19 protein-coding genes are annotated in these 20,470 nt (G+C 41.5%); 9 read left to right on the top strand and 10 right to left on the bottom strand.

Translation table 11 applies throughout. The features are described from left to right. Positions 1-272: 272 nt before the first annotated feature. The 3 genes from map to dapD are packed head-to-tail and all read left to right on the top strand — an operon-like array spanning position 273 to position 4,528. On the top strand, positions 273-1,064 hold the full coding sequence (map, locus tag L1068_RS15490; RefSeq protein ID WP_054979871.1) for a type I methionyl aminopeptidase: 792 nt from the start codon (positions 273-275) through the stop codon (positions 1,062-1,064). A gap of 11 nt (positions 1,065-1,075) precedes the next feature. Further along, on the top strand, positions 1,076-3,691 hold the full coding sequence (gene glnD, locus L1068_RS15485; RefSeq protein WP_237130974.1) for a [protein-PII] uridylyltransferase: 2,616 nt from the start codon (positions 1,076-1,078) through the stop codon (positions 3,689-3,691). A gap of 9 nt (positions 3,692-3,700) precedes the next feature. Further along, positions 3,701-4,528: a 2,3,4,5-tetrahydropyridine-2,6-dicarboxylate N-succinyltransferase gene (gene dapD, locus L1068_RS15480; protein WP_010559689.1), complete on the top strand. Its 828-nt coding sequence runs from the start codon at positions 3,701-3,703 to the stop codon at positions 4,526-4,528. Positions 4,529-4,600: 72 nt separating this feature from the next. Here dapD and L1068_RS15475 read toward each other — a convergent pair whose 3' ends face one another. From L1068_RS15475 to pspA, 8 genes are all read right to left on the bottom strand, one after another. Then, positions 4,601-4,942: a 4a-hydroxytetrahydrobiopterin dehydratase gene (locus L1068_RS15475; RefSeq protein WP_010559688.1), complete on the bottom strand. Its 342-nt coding sequence runs from the start codon at positions 4,940-4,942 to the stop codon at positions 4,601-4,603. Between the two features lie 13 nt (positions 4,943-4,955). Further along, positions 4,956-5,753 (bottom strand): phenylalanine 4-monooxygenase, encoded by a 798-nt coding sequence (phhA, locus tag L1068_RS15470; protein ID WP_237130973.1) that lies wholly within the window; start codon positions 5,751-5,753, stop codon positions 4,956-4,958. Positions 5,754-6,125: 372 nt separating this feature from the next. Further along, the gene (locus L1068_RS15465) at positions 6,126-7,307 is read right to left on the bottom strand and encodes an aminotransferase class I/II-fold pyridoxal phosphate-dependent enzyme (RefSeq protein WP_237130972.1); all 1,182 of its coding nucleotides are present in this window, start codon (positions 7,305-7,307) and stop codon (positions 6,126-6,128) included. 125 nt (positions 7,308-7,432) lie between these two features. Further along, on the bottom strand, positions 7,433-8,464 hold the full coding sequence (locus L1068_RS15460; RefSeq protein ID WP_237130971.1) for a TIGR01620 family protein: 1,032 nt from the start codon (positions 8,462-8,464) through the stop codon (positions 7,433-7,435). Next, positions 8,461-9,897 (bottom strand): YcjX family protein, encoded by a 1,437-nt coding sequence (locus L1068_RS15455; RefSeq protein WP_237130970.1) that lies wholly within the window; start codon positions 9,895-9,897, stop codon positions 8,461-8,463. Before L1068_RS15455 ends, L1068_RS15460 begins: the two co-directional genes overlap by 4 nt. Before the next feature lie 37 nt (positions 9,898-9,934). Further along, entirely contained in the window at positions 9,935-10,345 is a 411-nt protein-coding gene (gene pspC, locus L1068_RS15450) for an envelope stress response membrane protein PspC (RefSeq protein WP_237130969.1), read from the bottom strand. Next, positions 10,342-10,575 (bottom strand): envelope stress response membrane protein PspB, encoded by a 234-nt coding sequence (gene pspB / locus L1068_RS15445; RefSeq protein WP_010559682.1) that lies wholly within the window; start codon positions 10,573-10,575, stop codon positions 10,342-10,344. The genes pspC and pspB overlap by 4 nt, the downstream gene beginning before the upstream one ends. 31 nt (positions 10,576-10,606) lie before the next feature. Then, positions 10,607-11,272, bottom strand: coding sequence for a phage shock protein PspA (gene pspA / locus L1068_RS15440; protein WP_237130968.1), 666 nt, complete (start codon positions 11,270-11,272; stop codon positions 10,607-10,609). A 184-nt stretch (positions 11,273-11,456) separates the two neighbouring features. Between pspA and pspF the strand changes: the two genes are divergently transcribed. From pspF to L1068_RS15410, 6 genes are read left to right on the top strand one after another with little or no spacing between them, the layout of a single operon-like run. Further along, on the top strand, positions 11,457-12,536 hold the full coding sequence (pspF, locus tag L1068_RS15435) for a phage shock protein operon transcriptional activator (protein WP_237130967.1): 1,080 nt from the start codon (positions 11,457-11,459) through the stop codon (positions 12,534-12,536). Then, positions 12,520-14,202, top strand: a complete 1,683-nt coding sequence (locus L1068_RS15430; RefSeq protein ID WP_237130966.1) for an ABC transporter substrate-binding protein — start codon at positions 12,520-12,522, stop codon at positions 14,200-14,202. The genes pspF and L1068_RS15430 overlap by 17 nt, the downstream gene beginning before the upstream one ends. Beyond that, entirely contained in the window at positions 14,202-15,236 is a 1,035-nt protein-coding gene (locus tag L1068_RS15425) for an ABC transporter permease (protein ID WP_237131013.1), read from the top strand. The genes L1068_RS15430 and L1068_RS15425 overlap by 1 nt, the downstream gene beginning before the upstream one ends. Next, entirely contained in the window at positions 15,223-16,116 is an 894-nt protein-coding gene (locus tag L1068_RS15420) for an ABC transporter permease subunit (RefSeq protein WP_010559677.1), read from the top strand. The genes L1068_RS15425 and L1068_RS15420 overlap by 14 nt, the downstream gene beginning before the upstream one ends. Continuing rightward, the gene (locus L1068_RS15415) at positions 16,117-17,115 is read left to right on the top strand and encodes an oligopeptide/dipeptide ABC transporter ATP-binding protein (protein WP_010559676.1); all 999 of its coding nucleotides are present in this window, start codon (positions 16,117-16,119) and stop codon (positions 17,113-17,115) included. Continuing rightward, entirely contained in the window at positions 17,115-17,876 is a 762-nt protein-coding gene (locus L1068_RS15410) for an ATP-binding cassette domain-containing protein (RefSeq protein WP_237130965.1), read from the top strand. Before L1068_RS15415 ends, L1068_RS15410 begins: the two co-directional genes overlap by 1 nt. 81 nt (positions 17,877-17,957) lie before the next feature. Here the strand turns inward: L1068_RS15410 and L1068_RS15405 are convergent, their stop codons facing one another. Together L1068_RS15405 and hupB are read right to left on the bottom strand one after the other, a co-directional pair. After that, positions 17,958-19,865 (bottom strand): SurA N-terminal domain-containing protein, encoded by a 1,908-nt coding sequence (locus L1068_RS15405; RefSeq protein ID WP_237130964.1) that lies wholly within the window; start codon positions 19,863-19,865, stop codon positions 17,958-17,960. Positions 19,866-20,028: 163 nt separating this feature from the next. Further along, positions 20,029-20,301 carry a nucleoid-associated protein HU-beta gene (gene hupB, locus L1068_RS15400; RefSeq protein WP_010559673.1) on the bottom strand — a complete coding sequence of 91 codons (273 nt, stop codon included), beginning with the start codon at positions 20,299-20,301 and terminating at the stop codon, positions 20,029-20,031. Positions 20,302-20,470: the final 169 nt, after the last annotated feature.

Raw genomic sequence — 20,470 nt, 5'->3', positions numbered from 1 at the left:
CTCCACATATCCCATAGCACCAACAGTTTGCATTTTGCTCACTGCACCCAAGTGTATGTGCCGATATGTGTGTGTGTTAAAATTAAAGTTTAAGTGCCTTCACTACAATCAACTCAAAAATCCCGAGGAAATTTAAATTTTAATTGTAAAAAGACGGCGCGCTTTATACCATATTAACAAACAGAACTCAAATTTTATGAGTAATTTTCAGTCAAACAACTTAGCTAAAAAGTGTCTTGTTTGACCACAATTTAAAGAATTTTGGAGCCTAAATGAGTGCAGTGATTAAAACCCCAGCTGAAATCGAAAAAATGCGAGTTGCAGGACGCTTAGCAGCTGAAGTGTTAGAAATGATTGAGCCTCACGTTAAGGTTGGCGTGACCACAGAAGAGTTAAATCAGATTTGCCACGATTACATTGTAAACGAGCAAGATGCGATCCCTGCTCCACTAAATTATCATGGTTTTCCAAAGTCAATTTGTACCTCAGTAAATCACGTAATTTGTCACGGTATTCCAAACGATAAAGCGCTAAAGGAAGGCGACATTATCAATATTGATATTACGGTAATTAAAGATGGTTACCACGGTGATACTTCTAAAATGTTTTACGTTGGTCAACCGTCAATTCAAGCAAAACGTTTGTGTGAAATTACGCAAAAAAGCTTATACCTTGCTATCGAAATGGTAAAACCAGGTGTTCGCTTAGGTGACATCGGCGCCGCAATTCAAAAATACGCTGAAGGCTTTAATTATTCAATTGTACGTGAATACTGTGGTCATGGTATTGGCGCTGAATTCCACGAAGAGCCACAAGTAATGCACTACGGCAAACCGGGCACAGGTGAAGTACTGCAAGAAGGCATGTGCTTTACTATTGAACCTATGGTAAACGTTGGTAAACGTCAATGTAAGCTGCTAAAAGATGAGTGGACTGTGGTAACAAAAGACCGCTCACTGTCGGCACAATGGGAACACACGCTCCTTGTGACTAAAAACGGAGTTGAAATTCTTACGCTACGATCAGATGATGAGCTTCCGAGAGTGATCGAACACAGCGAATAAGAAGGCCATCAATGGCAATAACAAAAAAATTTACCCAGTTGCTCGCAAAATGCGAGCAACTTGATGATTACAAACACCTTCTAGAACAGTTCTACCTTTGGCTCGAAGAGCAATTTTCACATCAGCCTGTTGAGCGCTTAGTGAAAGCCCGCGCGGCACTTGTCGACGCGATTTTAAGCCAGCTTTATGATCACTATCAATTACGCGAACACGGCGATTTAATTGCCATCGGCGGTTATGGCCGCGGTGAACTGCACCCTTTTTCCGATATCGACTTTTTGTTACTGGTAAACAAAGAACCTAACAAAGAAACGCAAGAAACCATTGCTCAATTTGTCACTTTTTTATGGGATCTGCGCCTCGATATTGGTCATAGCGTTCGTACTATCAAGCAAACCATAGAACATAAAAAAAACGATGTTAATTTTGCCACCAGCTTGCTTGAATCTCGGTTGATTTGTGGTGATCCTGATAATTTTGCTCATTTACAAAAAAAGTTAGTTGAAACGTCAGCATGGAAGTCGGATACCTTTTTTATCGCGAAACGCGATGAACAAGAAATAAGGCATAAAAAATGTCATGGAACAGCATATAACCTAGAGCCTAATTTAAAAGAAAACCCGGGCGGATTACGCGATGTACAAACCATTATTTGGGTCGCAAAAAAGCATTTCCGCTCACAAACGCTCGAAGAACTAGTAGAACACGGTTACTTAACGTTTGAAGAGCATCAAGAATTGCAAGAATGTATTGTAAACCTGTGGAATATTCGCTTTGCACTGCACCTGGCGGCTGGGCGCATGGAAAACCGGTTACTCTTTGATCATCAACCAGTAGCAGCAAAGCTGCTCGGTTTTGGCGACGATGGACGTGCCGCCGTTGAGCGCATGATGAAGCGTCTGTTTCGCATTATGGGGCGTGTGCGTGAACTTAATCAAATGCTGTTATCCTACTTCGAACAAAGCATTTTAACAGGCCATGTAAACTATAAAGTAACCAGTATTAACGCAGACTTTGAACAAATCGGCCATCAAATTCGGGTGAAAGACCCACAAGTGTTTTTTCACCGTGAAAAAATTATTGAGCTGTTTTGGCACATTGCCAACAACCCACAAATTACCCATATTTACCCGAGCACTATTCGTTTACTGCGCCAAGTAAGGCGCCGCTTATTAGGCGACCTACAAGATTATTCGCTGTGTCGCACTATGCTGCTTAAACTTATTTCGCACCCTAATGGCATGGGGCGTGCGTTTACGTTAATGCATAAACACGGCATTTTATCGGCGTATTTACCGAATTGGCGTAATATTGTCGGGCAAATGCAGTTTGATTTATTCCATGCTTATACGGTAGATGAACACACCCATCGTTTAATTCAAAATTTGTATCATTATTTCCAGCCAGAGTGCGCCAATACGTTTCCGCTGTGTCGTGAAATTGTGGTACGCATGGAAAAACCAGAGCTATTGTATTTAGCGGGTATTTTCCACGATATTGCCAAAGGTCGCGGTGGTGATCATTCAGAGCTTGGTGCGGTGGATGCCAGAGAGTTTGCCAAATTACACGGCTTAACGACCTTTGAGGGTAAGTTTATTGCGTGGCTTGTGGAAAACCATTTACTTATGTCGGTAACCGCACAGCGCAAAGACATTAACGACCCTGACGTGATTGCTGAATTTGCGGCTCGTGTTAAAAATGAAAAGCAACTCGATTACCTTTATTGCTTAACGCTTGCGGATATTCGCGCCACCAACGATAACTTGTGGAATGATTGGAAAAGCACACTGCTTCGCGATCTTTATACCCACACACAACGTGCGCTGCGCCGAGGTCTTGAAAACCCAATGGATTTACGTGACCAAATTCGCGATAAAAAAGCACAGGCAAAACAACGCTTACTTAATTTAGGTTTTGCAGAAGGTCAAATTGATGCATTGTGGCTACGTTTTAAGCCCGATTATTTCACGCGTTTTTCAACGCAAATGATTGCATGGCAATGCGAACATATCTTGGCGTCAAAAGATCCTAGTAAAGGGTTGGTGCTGCTTTCTGGTCAGCCTATTAATGGCGGTAGCCAAGTATTTGTTTACTGTCCAGATCAAGCCAATTTAGTTGCGCGTTTGGTAGCGGTGTTGGGCGCTAAAAAAGCCAACATATTACACGCGCAAATAATGAATACCAAAGACGGCTATGCAGTTGATAATTTTGTTATTTTAGAACAAAACGGTGAGCCGGTAACGAGCCAAAGTCGCGCCAGTTCAATCAAAAAGTCAATTCAACAAGTTATTGACGAACCAAATAAGAAAGTTCGAGTCAAAAAGAACCGTAAAAAGCGCTTTAAAGGCTTTAATATTAAGCCCCGAGTAATTGTGTCACCACATGGGCGTAAAGACCGCACTCTTGTAGAAATTCAAGTGGTTGACATTCCAGGCTTATTAACCAAAATAACCGATGTATTTTCAAGTTTAGCGTTACATATACACGCCGCACGCATCACGACCATAGGCGAACGTGCTGAAGATTTCTTTGTGGTATCTAACGCTGACTATAACGCATTAAATGAACAAGAATGTGGCGATTTAAAAAACCGCCTTCTTGAAAAATTCAATTCCGAAAACGATTAAAGGCACACTATGGAACAATTGAAATTAACCATCGAGCAAGCATGGGAAAATCGCGATAATATTTCACCGGCATCAGTTTCTGATGAGGTTTTCAACGCTATTAACGAATCCCTCGCTTTGTTAGATTCAGGTAAAGCACGTGTGGCTGAAAAAATCTCAGGTGAATGGGTTGTGCACCAATGGCTGAAAAAAGCGGTGTTATTATCATTTAGAATTCGTGACAACGCACCAATGAGCGATGGTGTAAACCAGTTTTACGACAAAGTACCGCTTAAATTCACTGACTACACGCCTGAGCAGTTTAAGCAAGAAGGCATGCGCGTAGTACCAAACGCGGTGGCGCGTCAAGGCAGCTTCGTAGGCAAAAATGTAGTGTTAATGCCTTCTTATGTGAACATTGGCGCTTACGTTGATGAAGGCACAATGGTTGATACATGGGCAACCGTAGGTTCATGTGCACAAATCGGTAAAAACGTACACTTATCAGGTGGTGTTGGTATTGGTGGTGTACTAGAGCCACTACAAGCAAACCCAACAATTATTGAAGATAACTGCTTTATTGGCGCTCGTTCTGAAATTGTAGAAGGCGTTGTTGTTGAAGAAGGCGCGGTAATCTCAATGGGCGTATACATTAGCCAAAGCACACGTATTTATGACCGTGAAACAGGCGAAACTCATTATGGCCGCGTACCGGCTGGTGCCGTAGTTGTTCCAGGTTCACTGCCATCAAAAGACGGCTCACACAGCTTATACGCTGCAATTATCGTGAAAAAAGTTGATCAGCAAACACGTGAAAAAGTAGGTATCAACGCCCTACTTCGCTCAGTAAGCGAATAATGCGTTAAACGTATAAACTAAAAACACAAAAAAGAGCGCTAATTAACGCTCTTTTTTATTGTTTAGAAGTAATTAGTCTTCTAGTAGTGCATCTGTTTTAGCGGCACAAATAAAGTCATTTTTATGAAGACCCTTAATTGAGTGGCTCCACCAAGTCACTGTAACTTTGCCCCACTCAGTTAAGATACCAGGGTGGTGACCTTCATCTTCCGCCATTGCACCTAACTTGTTGGTGAATTCCAATGCGAGTTTAAAGTTCTTGAACTTGAATACACGCTCTAATTGCATAATGCCGTCAACCACAATTGGTGTCCAATCTGGAATTTGCTTAACTAATACGGCTAGCTCTTCATCTGAAACTTTTGGTGCGTCAGCACGACACGCTTCACATTTTTGAGCACTTAATTCAGACATAATAAACCCTTTTCTAACTTGCTTTCTTTTGTTTAGGTGGAAATAGTGGCTCATGGAGCCCTAGCTCTTTTGCTTTTTCTACAAGCGACATCATATCGAGCTGTGAAATATCAAATAAATCTTCAATTGCATTAATGGTGTAATACAAAGGTTGCATAATATCGATACGGTACGGTGTGCGTAATACATCGAGTGGTTCAAGCGGCTTGATTTGTGGTACATCTGAGTACACATATTGGGTTTCCCCTGGGCTTGATAAAATACCACCGCCATAAATGCGTAAACCATCTTTCGTTTGCATTAAGCCAAACTCGACGGTAAACCAATATAAACGCGCTAAATATACGCGGTCTTTTTTCTCAGCCGCTAAGCCAAGCTGACCATATTTATGTGTGAACTCTGCAAATGCTGGATGCGTTAACATCGCGCAGTGGCCAAAGATCTCGTGAAAGATATCGGGCTCTTGCAAATAATCGAACTCTTCACGTGAGCGAATAAAGGTCGCTACCGGGAATTTTTTATTTGCCAGCAAACGGAAAAACTCGTCAAAATCAATCAATGCAGGTACTGGCGCACATTCCCAACCGGTCGATTCGCGCAGCACTTTGCTCACTTCTTCTAGTTGTGGAATGCGGTCTAACGGCAGGTTTATTTTATCTAAGCCGTGCATATACTCATCACACGCTTTATTTTTTATACATTCTAATTGACGTGCGATCAGTTCTGACCAAATTTGATTTTCTTCATCAGACCAATTAATAAACCCATTATCATCTGGCTGTTTAGAAATATAACTACTACTTTTGCCCATAAATTTCATCTCTTCATCAGCAAGTGACGTACTTGCTTAAGCACAACATTCAAACGCAAAACGGTGACATTACACGCTGAATTTAGATGTTCTAGATGTTATGACAAAGTTACTCAAAAGGTAATGACTGCGGCAGTTTTGATACTTGCCATAAAGCCTAAAAATGTAAACTTAAAATTACACAACAGTAAACAATTAAAACCAAACCCATTAATCAGGAGATAAAAACAAATCTTAGTGTAAACATTAAACTACACACCATTGTTTTCACAAGGATATAAATGTTAACAGAAACAGTTTTTAGTTTTTACTAGTTACTTAGAAACAAAAAAAGAGACTAAACGCCTCTTCAACTTAGCCAAATAGAGAACATTAAATTTGCGCTAATGCTTGTGCTAAATCGTCAATAATATCGTCAGCTTCTTCAAGGCCAACAGAAATACGCACTAACCCATCTGATATCCCGGCTGCTAAGCGTTCTTCAGGTGTATAAGGAGAGTGTGTCATCGATGCCGGATGTTGGATCAGCGTTTCAGCATCACCTAAGCTTACTGCTAACGTGCACAATTTCGTTGCGTTAATAAATTGCGCACCCATTTCAAGTGTGCCTTTTAGCTCAAACGCAATTACACCGCCGGCCGCTTTCATTTGCGTGCCAATAAACTTGTTACCGGGATGAGATTTTAGGCCAGGGTAATATACTTGTTCGATTTTTTCGTGCTGCGCTAAAAATTCAGCGACTTTTTGCGCGTTATTGCAGTGTCTTTCCATACGAACGCTGAGTGTTTTCATACCGCGAATAATTAACCACGCATCGTGCGGACTAATGGTTGCACCAATATCTTTTAACACAGTGAGCTTAATGGTTTCGATATGCTCTTTACTACCGCACACTAGACCCGCAACCACATCGCCATGACCATTTAAGTATTTAGTTGCACTGTGCAGCACAATATCGATACCAAAGTGCTTTGGTTTTTGCAGTAACGGCGTCATAAAGGTGTTATCGATTACCGAAACTAAATTATGGCGCTTGGCAAAGTCACCAATAAACGCTAGGTCTATAACCACAAGATTGGGGTTAATTGGCGTTTCAGCGAAGATCATTTTTGTATTCGGTTTAAGTGCATTCTCAACTGCGTTATGGTCTTCCATATCAACAAATGTCACTTCAATACCAAACTTAGGTAACATATGAGAAAACAAAGCAAAGGTGCAACCATACACCGCTTTTGAGGCAATCAAGTGATCACCTTGCGCTAAAAAGCTCAGAACAGATGCTGATACAGCGCCCATGCCAGTAGCCGTGGCAGCGCCATCTTCCATTTCTTCTAACGCCGCGATTTTAAGTTCTAGCTCTCGGGTTGTTGGATTGCCAAGGCGAGAATAAATATAGCCTGCTTCATCGCCCGCAAAACGCGCAGCGCCTTGCGCTGCGTTATCAAAAACAAAGGTAGAAGATTGGTAAATAGGCGTGCTAAGAGGACCATGGGCGTGTTCGTGTTGCTTTCCGCCATGGATACATAAACTGTTATCCGAAAGTTGTGATTTCATACTACTTGCTTAAATTGTTGTCATAATTATTAACTACATAAGTAATGCACAACTGAAAAAACAACAAGCACGCTAGATTGTTAGACGGCTAAAATTGTATACAAAAGACTGAAAATGCGTAAAGTTTATTTTCCACTCTGTCCGCTCTCTTTACCTTTTACACTTTCTATGGCGAGTTTAACGCATGATGTTAACAAGTTTTTCTTATTTGGTAAGCCTGGTAGCGGACGACTTAATTCCATTGCTTTGTAGCCGATACGTGCCGTAAAGATACTCACACTCACACCTTGCGCGGCGCGTGCAGATAACTTGCCAGCGAGTTCAGCGCTTAATGCGGTCGTAGCAAAATCGCTGATAAGCTCAGCACTGCCCGCAAACAGCATTTGCTTTAGTGTCATACGATACAACTTTATGCGACTGACATACCCTAACGGCAAACCATACACTTGGGTAATATCTTCAATCATTTTAGTGCTACGCCATAGCACCACCGCCATATCGACTAATGCGATAGGCGATATCGCCACCATCACACCTGAGGTAGAAGCGTATTTTTTAATAATATTCTGTGCTTTTTCATCCTGCTCGACCAAAACGGTACTAGCATACAGAGACATCACCTCTTGATCTGTGTGATGGGCGTCGAGCTTAGAGAGCACCTGCGCTAACTTGTCGTTACTAAGGTGACCGTTGATTTTGGTTAGAAATCTTTCCGCTTCGCCAATTTGTACAGATTGCATTAATCTAGCGGCATCATGCTGCTGAATTTTTGTATTTTTTAATTTTCGTAATAAACGGAATTCACGAAATGCGACTTTACCAACTAAAGCCAAAGCCGTTGACACCGCCACGCCGTACACAGCGGCTAAAAACGGTGACGTGCTAATCGCCTCAATAATCGTAAAAATGACTTCAGATAACACTAATGTCAACAGCGATAAGACAAAAATGCGCGCCAGCCAGTTAGGCTTAGTAGGCTTTGCTAACGAATCTAATTCGGTTTCAAGTGGTGTTTCAGCCATTTCTAGTTCAATGTGAGATTGGGCAACAACTTTACCTTGCTGCAATTGCTCACTTTGTTCGAATAATGAATCCAATTGGCTATCGTTTTGCGGGTCGCATTCTTTGATAACTCGGCCTTGTTGCAACTCACTCATAGCACCTTATCTCCAATTAAATACTCTATTACATGGTCTAACCTGACATGCTCAAGCTGATGCTGCGCGTTTAACATCGGGTAAAAGCTTGGAAAGTTAAAGCCATTTTTTGGCCACTGTTCGGGTGAAAGCAAACGCATTGGCGGTTGCGCTGGCAAATACGTTAGCAACTGCTCACTTTCGATTGATTTACCATAAATACAATTAAGTATTTCCCCGCTTTCATTTACTTGTACCTGCTTGGTTGCTTTCACTGAACTCATCGCCATGGTTTCTACCATGACGCCTTGGTAATTCAATTCATTTTGCGCATCAAGCACTAAATTGTTAAGTAGTAACGCTAAGTCTTTATGGTGCTCAACACTCAAATGGTCAACTTTATTTGCAGCAAACAAAATTTTATCGATTTTGGGTGAAAACAAGCGGCTTAAAAAGTTATTTTTGCCATAGTCAAAATGCTTTAATAGCGACTTAAGGACATCACTTTGCTCTACCAGTGCATCGCGTCCTTTATCTAGCGCACCTAATAAATCAACCAAAATAATTTGCCTGTCAAAGCCGCCAAAAAAGTTACTGTAAAAGGTCTTAACAACGTCTTTTTTATATTGCTCATAACGTGTTTTAAGGGTTGCTAAATAACTGTTTTCAGGAGCGCTTAACAGTGTTTGTTCATCAATCTCAGGGATTGGGAAAAAATGAGTAATTGGTGCATCTTCCAACTCACCAGGCATAATTAAACGGCCAGGCTGTAACTGCGTTAATTGACACTGATTTTTAAACATCAGCAATAAATCTCGATATTCATATGCGAACTGTTTAAGTTGGTCGAAGTCGACCTCTTGGGCCCAATCAAATTGCGATAATTTATTTACAAAGGTCTCACTATAAGCTGCTCGCGGCTGCTCTTTAAGCAATGCAAACTGACGGTTATTCCATGCCAGAAACGACTCATCAAGCATAGGCAAATCAAGTAGCCATTCGCCAGGATAGTCAAAAATATCGATTGTTAGGGTGCTAACATCGGTTAGATGGGCGCGTAAACCACTATTCGGCTTATATTTAATGTTTAAGCGTAAGGTGTTTAATCGGTTAGTTGATGCAGGCCATTTACCCAATTGCAACTGATTTAACGCGTTACCATAGTCAAAGCTAGCAACGCTTAAATCATCTTGGCCTACGAGTTTGCCGGCAATAAAACGCTCTTGCTGTTGTAATGAAAAAAATGGCAGCTTACTTTTGGGTTGCGTTAAATGATGAATAAACGATGTAATAAAAGCGGTTTTACCACTTTTACTCAGTCCTGTTACGGCAAGCTTTATATGTTGGTCTAAACCGCGTTTTACTAGTTTTTGTGCTTTGGCACGCAGTTTTTGTAACTTTTCCGATTGGTTGATAACTTTCTCCTTAACAAACAAAACGGATAAGTTTGCCAATGGGGAAACTTATCCGTTTAAGTACGTTGTCTTATCGCTACAGTTTGTTGATTTCACGGCTTACAGTAAACTCCGGTGAAGTAACATACTTTTCCATCGCTTGTAAGCGACCATCAATGCGATCAAACTGTTCTTTTAAGTCGTGAAGCGCGCGACGTGGTGGTTCACCTGCTTGCCACACTTTTGACTTAACTTCGATCGGTTTTTCAGTATTAACCGTTTCTGTTTTATTTTGATTAGGTAAAGTTTCTGGCTTTACCTCCAAAATAAACCAGCATGCAATATAAGCAACAATAAAGAATGGGCCACCGAGCAAAAGTACTGCTGAAATAAAAATAATTCTTACCAGCCATAGCTCCATATTAAAGTAGTCGCTTAACCCTGCACAAACACCAGCTACTTTGCCACGTTTTGGGTCACGATATAATTCGCCTTTACGTCTACTCATACCTTAGCCCTCCACTCAGGTGCCTCCGCGTCTAAAATAGACTCTAGCGTTTTAACGCGGTCGGCCATTTTTTCTGCTTTGTTTGCCAGTTCAATTAGCTGACGATGTTCATGTTCACTTAAACCTTGGCTCACTTGCTTTTTGCTGCGGTAATGTAAAATTAGCCATAATGGTGCAACAAAAATCATAAACAAGATTGTTGGAACTGCTATTGCTTCAAACCCACTCATAGTGCCCTCCTGCTCTCCCAAGCTTTAATTATTACTTATCTTTTTTAGCCATGCTTTTCTTAAGAGCTGCTAGTTCATCATCGATTTTCTCTTCATCTTGAAGACTGGCGATCTCATCAGACAATGTTTTCTTACCCATTTCATACGATTCAATTTGCGACTCAAGGCCATCAATTTTGTTCTCGTAATGCTCAAAACGATTTAGTGCATCTTCCACTTTAGATGAATCAAGCGCTTTTTTAACACCTAAACGCGACTCAGCAGAACGTTGACGAAGAATAATTGCTTTTTGACGTGCTTTTGCATCAGCTAGTTTGTCTTGCAATGCTGCAACTTCTTGCTGCAATTTTTCAATGTGCTCTTCAACTTGCGCAAGCTCATGCGCTACCGCGGTTGCCGCTTCGGTTGATTTTTTCTTTTCAACAAGTGCTGAACGCGCTAGATCTTCGCGCTCTTTGTTTAGTGCTAACTCAGCTTTCGCTTGCCAATCTGCAGCTTCCTGCTCAAGTTTTTCAACACGACGTACTAGTTCTTTCTTTTCGGCAATGGTTTTTGCCGAGGTAGAACGCACTTCTACAAGCGTGTCTTCCATTTCTTGAATAATCAGACGAACCATTTTTTCTGGATCTTCTGCTTTATCTAACAAAGCATTGATATTTGAATTCACAATATCTGCAAAGCGTGAAAAAATTCCCATAATACTTTCCTCAATTTTAAAATTTATGACTGACCGCTTTTACTGTATCAAGATGCTTGCCAACTTTTAAATAAATCTAAAGCACTGATTTTAAAATGAAATATTTTGAAATACAAAATACTTTAAACACATCCGGAATTAAAATACACTAGATGTTAGTAAATTTGACTAAGAGTTAGCAAAAATGAGTCGCACTAATCAACAGGACAATCTTTTAGGTCAGTCTAACAGCTTTTTAGAAGTATTAGAGCATGTATCGCAAGTAGCACAGCTTAATAAGCCCGTACTCATAATTGGGGAGCGCGGAACAGGTAAAGAACTGATTGCTGCACGTTTACATTTCCTCTCAAGCCGTTGGGACCAAAATTATGTAAAGCTTAATTGTGCGGCACTAAACGAAAACCTGCTAGAAAGTGAATTATTCGGACATGAGTCGGGCGCATTTACCGGCGCAGGCAAACGCCATGAAGGGCGTTTTGAGCGAGCTGATGGTGGCACACTGTTTTTAGATGAATTAGCCAATACCTCAGGCCTTATTCAAGAAAAATTATTACGTGTCATTGAGTATGGTGAGTTTGAGCGTGTTGGCGGTAAATCCACTGTACGCGTTAATACGCGTTTAGTTTGCGCAACCAATGAGGATTTACCCAGTCTTGCTGAGCAAGGCGAGTTTCGCAGCGACTTACTCGACCGCTTGGCTTTTGATGTGATTACACTGCCGCCTTTAAGAGAGCGTAAAGAAGATATTTTGCTACTTGCTGAAAACTTTGCAATTAATATGGCGCGAGATCTTGAATGGGAGTTATTCAGCGGTTTTACACGAAAAGCACAAGAAACTTTGCTTGATTACCACTGGCCAGGCAATATTCGTGAACTTAAAAATGCGGTTGAACGAAGTGTTTATCGCGCTGCCAACCCGCATGTGCCTGTACATGAAATTATACTCGACCCATTTATTAGCCCATTTAGACCAAAGCAAAAAGTCAAAACAAACGACCGTGTCAGCGTCGCCCCAACTGAGCCAACTAACGCTGTTGCGCCACCAGTTGTGGACGAGCCAGTAACCAGCAAGCCAGAATTTAACTTTCCATGTGACTTAAAAACATTATCAAATCAGTACGAAATTGATTTAATTAATGACGCATTGAAGTATTGCCAATATAATCAAAGAAAAACGGCCGATAGCTTAGGGTTAACCTACCATCAGCTGCGAGGCTACTTAAAAAAATACAATTTATTAGATGCCAATGCGCGAACGTTGTAACACAACAACACAAACGGATAAAAAAAGAAGTAACTTGCCAAAATTACTCGAATTACTTCGTACTAACTGCTCAAAGGTGTCGGCTATTCTCGCATGCACCTTGCTTGCTGCGTGCACCTTTGAAGAGCAAAAGACCATTAATGGCTTAGTGTACTGCTCTGAAGCAAACCCGGTGGCATTTAATCCACAGTTGACCACCACAGGGTCAACCATCGACATTATCTCTCATCAACTCTATAACCGTTTGCTATCAATCGACCCAACCAGTGGTGAATTTATACCAGAATTAGCAACCAGTTGGTCATTGCAAGATGGTGGCATAAAAGTGGTGTTTAATTTGCGCCAGGATGTGGCCTTTCATCAAACCGATTACTTTACACCAAGCCGCTCACTTAACGCAGACGATGTGGTGTTTACATTTACCCGCTTATTTGATGTTTATAACCCTTACCATTTTGTCGGCGGTGGTAATTACCCGTATTTCCAAAGTATTGGTTTAGATCAGTCATTTCGCTCAGTGACAAAAACAGGCGAGTACCAAGTTACATTCGAGTTGTTCAGCCCAGATAGCAGCTTTTTATCCAACATGGCCACCGATTTTGCCATTGTGTTATCAAAAGAATATGCCGATATGCTAAGTAAAAATGAGTCTTTGGAAGATATCGACCGCTTACCTATCGGCACAGGCCCTTATAAATATAAACGTTTTAAACGCGATGCCTTTGTGCGCTTTTATCGCAATGAAGATTACTGGAAAAGTGATGTGGCGATTGAACAATTGGTATTTGATATTACATCAGACTCCAACACACGCATCGCTAAGGCACTTACTGGCGAGTGTGATATTGCAGCTCACCCAAGTAGCGCACACATCGAAGTTTTAAATAATCGTGAAGACATCGCCGTTGAAAAGCTGGCAAATTTAAATGTGGGCTATTTGGCCTTTAATACGCAAAAAGCACCATTTGACAAAGTTGAAGTGCGTCGAGCAATTTCACACGCCATCGACAAACAGAAAATACTGCAAGCGGTCTATTTCAATAACGCGGATATGGCACAATCTATTTTGCCGCCAGAATCTTGGGCCTACCAAGCCCAACCAAACTACCCTAGCTATAACTTAGAGCTAGCAAAATCATTACTTGAAACAGCAGGTTATAAAGATGGCTTCACCATGGATCTGTGGGCGATGCCAGTAAGCCGTATTTATAATCCTAACGCCCGTAAAATGGCCGAGCTTATTCAAAGCGAATTAAAGCAAATTGGCATAAAAGTGAATATTATTGAGTACGAGTGGAACACGTTTCTTGAGCGATTAACCCTGCATCAACACGATTCGGTTTTAATTGGCTGGGCAGCTGATTCGCCAGAACCCGATAACTTTTTAAACCCAATTTTAAGCTGCGCATCAGTGTTTAGTGGTAAGAATCCTTCAAATTGGTGTAACGCTGAGTTTGATTTACTGCTAACAAAAGCTCACGACACAGAAGATATTGAGGCAAGAAAAGAAATTTACTTTGCTGCGCAACAAATGGTTGCTCAAGAATTACCTTTACTGCCAATTGCCCATGGGCTGCGCCTGCAAGCTAAATCAACACACATTACAGGTGTTGAAGTACCGCCATTTGGTGGTATTTCGCTCGCTAATGCGAGGAAAGCACAATGATGTTACGCGACTACCTTGCAAGAAGGCTAACGCTATTTTTCTTTATGCTGCTGTTATTAAGCACATTTACGTTTTCATTGGCGTATTTGTTTCCAGGTGAAGCGATTTCAAATTTAAGTGGTGTGCAAACACCCACACCAATGGAACGCGATGCGCTGAGCCAAAAATATGCCCTAGATAAAGGTTATATTGCACAGTATGCAAAGTTTATTTCTAATATTTTCCATGGAGATTGGGGTACGTCTTTTTCTTCTGGACAGCCGGTGTTTGACCATATTAAAGAGCTTTTCCCTGCAACGATAGAGCTTGCATTTTATGCCCTTATTGTGTCGATTATTATTGGTGTTCCGGCGGGGATTTTGTCGGCGGCGTATCACAAACGACTACCCGACTACACTATTAACTCATTTGCACTGATAGGCATTTCGACCCCTATATTCTGGCTGGCGCTTATTTTAATTATGGTGTTTTGCTTACAGCTAGGTTGGCTGCCAATGAGTGGCCGCGTCGGCTTACTGTATGAAATTCCTGATACGACTGGGTTTATTTTGATTGATATTGCCCTTAGCGATATCGATTATAAACAACAGGCATTTATTGATGCGTTTAAACACTTAACACTACCAACGTTAGTGCTCGCAACCTACCCAACCAGCGTACTCACACGCTTTACCAAAGACTCTACACTCACCGTATTAGATAAACCGTATATTAAAACTGCACGCGCTAAAGGGTTGACTCGATATGAAATTATCACACGCCATGCGCTGAAAAATGCCCTACTACCCATTATTAAACAAATTGGTTTGCAGTTTAGTACGCTGATTACGCTTGCGATGATCACTGAGGTTATTTTCTCATGGCCAGGTGTTGGACAATGGCTGATTAATAGTATTTATCAGCGTGATTACCCAGCGATTTCAGGTGGCTTATTAACCGTATCGTTATTTGTGATTATCGCGAATATTGCGGCAGACATTTTACACAACCTATTAGACCCAGTTTCGAGAAATCAAAGTCATGGCAAAGTTTAAGTTATTTACCGAAGACTCAAACAAGTCACCATTACGCCATTTGTGGCGTAACTTTAAGTCGAATCACCTTGCATTATTAGGACTGTGGGTATTTTTATTTTTAACGGTACTTGCCATGTTTGCGCCGCTTATTGCACCTTACGGTATCAACGAGCAGCATAATAACTCGCTTATTTTACCGCCGTCTTGGGATGACCAAGGTAGCGTAAACTTTTTGCTTGGAACCGATGGCCTAGGGCGCGATTTGCTTTCACGCTTAATGAACGGTGCCACTATGACCTTTGGTCTTGCCATCATCACGGCATTATTAACAACTCTTTTTGGTGTCATTTTAGGCATTTTAGCAGCACTAACTAAAGGCTGGCGTTCTTCGGTTTTAAACCACCTACTTGATGTAACACTGGCGATCCCAAGTTTATTATTGGCAATTATTATTGTTGCAATTCTTGGGCCTGGTTTAATGAATACAGTGTGGGCAATTATTCTGTCACTGTTACCACAATACATTCATTCAATCCGAAATATTGTTAGCCAAGAAATAAGCAAAGACTATGTGATTGCCCACCGCCTTGATGGTGCAAGCAAATGGCGCATTCTATTAAAAGGTATTTTGCCCAATATATACGAACAAATTGTATTAATTTTTACCATGTCGTTATCGACTGCCATACTGGATATCGCAGCACTAGGCTTTTTGCAATTAGGCGCTCAGCCACCTACTGCAGAATGGGGTGCTATTTTGGCGGAAAACTTGAGTTTAATTTACCTTGCACCATGGACAGTAGCCCTTCCCGGCTTCTTGCTATTTATTACTATTTTATCTACTAACCTAGTTGGTGATGGTTTGCGCCAAGCACTGCAAAAACGTAAGGCCAGCTAAATGCAATTGCTTGATATTCGTAACTTAACAATAGAGTTAGATACCGGTGAAACGGTGATCCGCGCGGTGGACCGCGTTAGCATTAGCCTAAAAGAAGGTGAAGTGCATGCCCTGGTTGGAGAATCTGGCTCGGGCAAAAGTTTAATCGCAAAAGCATTAATGGGCGTGTTAAATGCTCGCTGGCGAATCACAGCCGACCGCATGCATTGGCGTGGAATCGATTTAATGCGATTAAGTGGTGAAAAACGTCGCCAGTTAATCGGCAATGAAATCGCGATGATCTACCAAGAACCTAGTAGCTGTTTAGATCCCACTGCAAAAATTTACGATCAACTGATTGAAAGTATTCCGCGCGATAAAATTAACGGTCACTTTTTTCAAAAGCGCTTATTGTTAAAAAAACGCGCAAAGGCATTACTACACAAAGTGGGCATTAAAGAGCATGAACACGTATTTGACAGCTATCCCCATGAGCTTTCGGAAGGTATTTGTCAAAAAGTGATGATTGCGATGGCAATTGCACGCTCGCCAAAGTTACTGATTGCCGATGAGCCGACAACAGCACTTGAGAGCACAACACGCGCACAAATTTTTCGTTTGTTACGCAGTTTAAATCAGCTGAAAAGCATGTCTATTTTGATGATCAGTCACGAATTATCTGAGCTAAGTGATTGGACTCATGGCTTACACGTTTTATATTGCGGACAAATGGTAGAGGCTGGACGTACTAAAACATTATTTACCAAGCCAAAACACCCTTACACACAAGCGTTACTTAAAAGTTTGCCTGAATATAACCAAAGCCTAGCCCATAAAGCACCGCTGTACGCGCTCAAAGGCACAATCCCGACCTTGCAGCACCTTCCTATAGGCTGCAGACTTGGACCGCGCTGCCCGCAAGCTCAGCGAGAATGTGTGGCAACACCCCCAGTGTCAGATAGCCATGGTCACACCTATGCCTGTCACTTTCCGCTTAATCAAGACAAGGAAAAGTGCTGATGGAACCGATCCTTAAGGTACAAGCATTGCACAAAAAATTTAATGTGCGCGCTGGGCTTTTTAGAAGTAAGCAGTTTAATGCTGTCTCTGATGTATCGTTTTGCTTAGGAAAAGGTGAAACGCTCGCCATCATTGGTGAAACAGGCTCAGGTAAAAGTACGTTAGGTAAAATTTTAGCGGGCGCTGATACCGCAAGCTCAGGACAAATTCTACTAGATGGCCAAATCATTGAAGATGGCGGAAAACGTATAGAAAACAGTAAAGATATTCGCCTGATCTTCCAAGATCCGATGAAAAGCTTAAACCCAAGCAATACTATTGGCAGTATCTTGGGCGAAATTTTAGTGCTAAATACCGACTTAGATAAACAGCAGCGCAGAGAACGCATTAACCAAACGCTTTTGAATGTAGGTTTACTTGCCGAACACCGCAACTACTACGCGCATATGTTCTCTGGCGGCCAAATCCAGCGTGTGGCGCTTGCTCGGGCAATTATTCTCGATCCTAAGATATTAGTGTTAGATGAAGCACTGTCCTCACTCGATCCTTCAGTACGGGCGCAAACGGTAAACCTTTTGTTGCGATTACAACGCGAAACAGGATTAAGCTATATTCTTATCACTAACCACTTAAGCTTAGTTAAGCATATGAGTGACAGCTTATTACTGCTTCATAAAGGCAAGGTGGTTGAGTATGGCGAAACACACCAAGTCTTTGCCAAGCCACAAACTAAGTTGGCTGAACGCATGCTTGCTAACTAAGCAAAGCTCGGAGTAACTAAAGAAGCATTAATTAAAGACATAAAAAAAGCGCCCTTAGGCGCTTTTTTTAATTGCGAAACATTATAAGTTTGGCTCTTGCGTTTCAACTGCTGCTGTTTTCACTTCAGCATCGTCTTTTAACGCTTCGATAAAGCTCTCATAGTGTTTATTCATTTGCTGGCGAGCAATGCCATCACGTAGTTGGTCGTTAATTTCTGCCGCTGGTGCATCATACACTTTATTTAACACAACTAAGCTAACATCACCGTTACCTAGCGTCACTAGCTCTGCGCTTTGCGCATCACTAGGTGTTGGCATTTTAAATGCAGCTTGAACTACTTCATATGATGGTGCAAATGACTGACGTGTTACCGCCTCAGTCGCAACTACTTCAGCATTTGCTTGTGTTGCGATTTCGCTAAGTGCAGTACCTGCTTGTAGGCTTGCGAATAACTCTTGTGCTTTAGATTTTGCAAGTTCGCTCGCTTTTTGGTTCTCAAGTGTTAATTGAATACCCGCGGTTACTTCTTCAAGTGGTTTTACCGCTGCCGCTTTATGCTCTTTTGCACGAATGAATACAATGTGTTCATCAGCAATTTCAATCAGCTCAGAGTTAACACCATCTTCTAAAATCTCTACCGAAAATGCTGTGTTTAACACATTAGGGTTGTTAAGTGGCGCTGGTGCGTTATTACGTGAGAATAACTCAGTGCTCTTAACTTCAACACCTGCAACTTCTGCTGCATCTGCTAAGCTGTCTGCAACTTCAAATGCCAGATCAGCAACACGTGTTTGTACTTCGTAAAATTGATTTAAACGTTTATCAAGTTCTAACTGCGCCTTAATATCTGCAGATACCTCAGCAAGTTCTTTTACTTGCTCTGGCTCGTAATCCGTTAGTTTAATGATGTGGTAACCGAATTCTGTTTTAATGATTTCAGAAATATCGCCTACGCTTTCAAGCGCGAACGCTGCTGTTTCAAACTCAGGGTCCATCATATCGCGGTCGATCCAATCAAGATCACCACCTAGCTCTGCGCTGACTAAGTCATCTGACTTTTCTTCAGCTAGCTTTGCAAAATCTGCACCGTTTTGTAATTCAGCTAAAATTTCTTCCGCTTGTGCTTGTGCAGCTGCATCGTCTTCTAAGTTCTCAACAAGAATATGTGCAACACGACGACGCTCAGGCTCCATGTATAGTGCCTTATTTTCTTCGTAATTAGCCGCAACTTCGGCGTCCGTTACCGCTTCTTCAAGTGGTAGCTCTGAACCTTTTAACTCAATGTACTCTAATGCCACCATTTCAGGTGCCATAAACTGGTTTTGATTAAGCTGATAGTATTCTTTAATTTCGTCTTCTGAAACCGTTACGTCTGCTTTGAAGTTTGCCGCGCTTAACGTCACAGTTTCAATATCACGTAATTGGTTCTGCAGTTTTACTGCGCTCGCAAGCTCGTTATCTAACGTGAAGTCAGTTGCAATTAACGCTGTCGCTAATTGGTTTAGCGTCATTTCTTTACGTAAGTAATCGCGGAAACCATCAGGCTGATAGTTCATTTGGCGAATTACTTGAAGGTAACGATCATTATTAAACTGACCAGCAACTTGAAATGCAGGAATATTGCGGATTTCTTTTTTGATTGCTTCGTCGCTTACACGCAGGCCTAGTTCTTGTGCAAGTTGCATTTGTAGTTCTTGTTGCACTAGGCGTTGCATTACGTTTTCACGCATACGTGCAACATATGCAGGGTCTGACGCGATTTGTGAAAAATATTCACCAAATTGCTGCTCTAGACGACTGCGTTCATTCTCGTAAGCACGAGCGAAGCTCATCTGGCTAATTTCCTTGCCATTGACAGTTGCAACAGGCGTTTCCGTAGGTTGACCTAAATAACTACCAATACCGGCAAGAGCAAATGATAAAATCACTAAGGTTAAAATGACTTTTGCCGTAGCACCTTGTGAGCCTTCTCTAATTCTCTCTAGCATTGTTTTTCTCTTTTTTCTGTTTCAGTGTCAATTTCAGACTGAAATTACAGGACGCTATATATGTAAAAAGCGCATCTTAGCAGATGCGCCTTTTTACTTGAAGATTAAAATTGCTGTTTCAAAGGTTATTTTGAAATTGGCAAGTTTAGCCTTCTACAGTCAATTAGTTTACTGCGTCTTTTAACGCTTTACCCGCTTTAAAAGATGGAATATTTGCTGCAGCAATCTCAATTGATTCACCAGTTTGCGGGTTACGGCCTGTACGAGCAGCACGCTCACGTACAGAGAAAGTACCAAAACCTACTAATGCAACAGAATCACCGTCTTTTAGTGCACCTGTTACTGATTCGATAAATGAATCTAACGCACGGCCTGCCGCTGCTTTAGAAATATCTGCATCTGTTGCGATTTGATCAACTAGTTGAGACTTGTTCACTATATCATCCCCTTCCATTGTTATTATTTAATCGTGGTATAAGACCACACAAAGGCTAAGTTAATGCACCAAAATAATGCGTTAAATTAACAATAAAAATTCGCGCTAATCACCGTATTTAAAGGGCTAGCAAAATTACAGTGCTTAAATTAGCACAGACATTTTATTT

Source organism: Pseudoalteromonas sp. MMG024, assembly GCF_021654175.1.
Classification (GTDB): domain Bacteria; phylum Pseudomonadota; class Gammaproteobacteria; order Enterobacterales; family Alteromonadaceae; genus Pseudoalteromonas.
The sequence above is the reverse complement of the archived record's forward strand: the minus strand, read 5'-3'. Positions and strand labels throughout refer to the sequence as shown.

Bases quoted from the DNA above. Each gene is read 5' to 3' on its own strand.
- L1068_RS15460 (WP_237130971.1), bottom strand. From the start codon at position 8,464: ATGAGTGAGTTGCAACAAGGCCGAGTTATCAAAGAATGCGACCCGCAA.
- phhA (WP_237130973.1), bottom strand. From the start codon at position 5,753: ATGGGCAAAAGTAGTAGTTATATTTCTAAACAGCCAGATGATAATGGG.
- pspA (WP_237130968.1), bottom strand. From the start codon at position 11,272: ATGGGAATTTTTTCACGCTTTGCAGATATTGTGAATTCAAATATCAAT.
- L1068_RS15425 (WP_237131013.1), top strand. From the start codon at position 14,202: ATGTTACGCGACTACCTTGCAAGAAGGCTAACGCTATTTTTCTTTATG.
- L1068_RS15420 (WP_010559677.1), top strand. From the start codon at position 15,223: ATGGCAAAGTTTAAGTTATTTACCGAAGACTCAAACAAGTCACCATTA.
- map (WP_054979871.1), top strand. From the start codon at position 273: ATGAGTGCAGTGATTAAAACCCCAGCTGAAATCGAAAAAATGCGAGTT.
- glnD (WP_237130974.1), top strand. From the start codon at position 1,076: ATGGCAATAACAAAAAAATTTACCCAGTTGCTCGCAAAATGCGAGCAA.
- L1068_RS15465 (WP_237130972.1), bottom strand. From the start codon at position 7,307: ATGAAATCACAACTTTCGGATAACAGTTTATGTATCCATGGCGGAAAG.
- L1068_RS15405 (WP_237130964.1), bottom strand. From the start codon at position 19,865: ATGCTAGAGAGAATTAGAGAAGGCTCACAAGGTGCTACGGCAAAAGTC.
- pspB (WP_010559682.1), bottom strand. From the start codon at position 10,575: ATGAGTGGGTTTGAAGCAATAGCAGTTCCAACAATCTTGTTTATGATT.
- pspF (WP_237130967.1), top strand. From the start codon at position 11,457: ATGAGTCGCACTAATCAACAGGACAATCTTTTAGGTCAGTCTAACAGC.
- dapD (WP_010559689.1), top strand. From the start codon at position 3,701: ATGGAACAATTGAAATTAACCATCGAGCAAGCATGGGAAAATCGCGAT.
- L1068_RS15410 (WP_237130965.1), top strand. From the start codon at position 17,115: ATGGAACCGATCCTTAAGGTACAAGCATTGCACAAAAAATTTAATGTG.
- L1068_RS15475 (WP_010559688.1), bottom strand. From the start codon at position 4,942: ATGTCTGAATTAAGTGCTCAAAAATGTGAAGCGTGTCGTGCTGACGCA.
- pspC (WP_237130969.1), bottom strand. From the start codon at position 10,345: ATGAGTAGACGTAAAGGCGAATTATATCGTGACCCAAAACGTGGCAAA.
- L1068_RS15430 (WP_237130966.1), top strand. From the start codon at position 12,520: ATGCGCGAACGTTGTAACACAACAACACAAACGGATAAAAAAAGAAGT.
- L1068_RS15415 (WP_010559676.1), top strand. From the start codon at position 16,117: ATGCAATTGCTTGATATTCGTAACTTAACAATAGAGTTAGATACCGGT.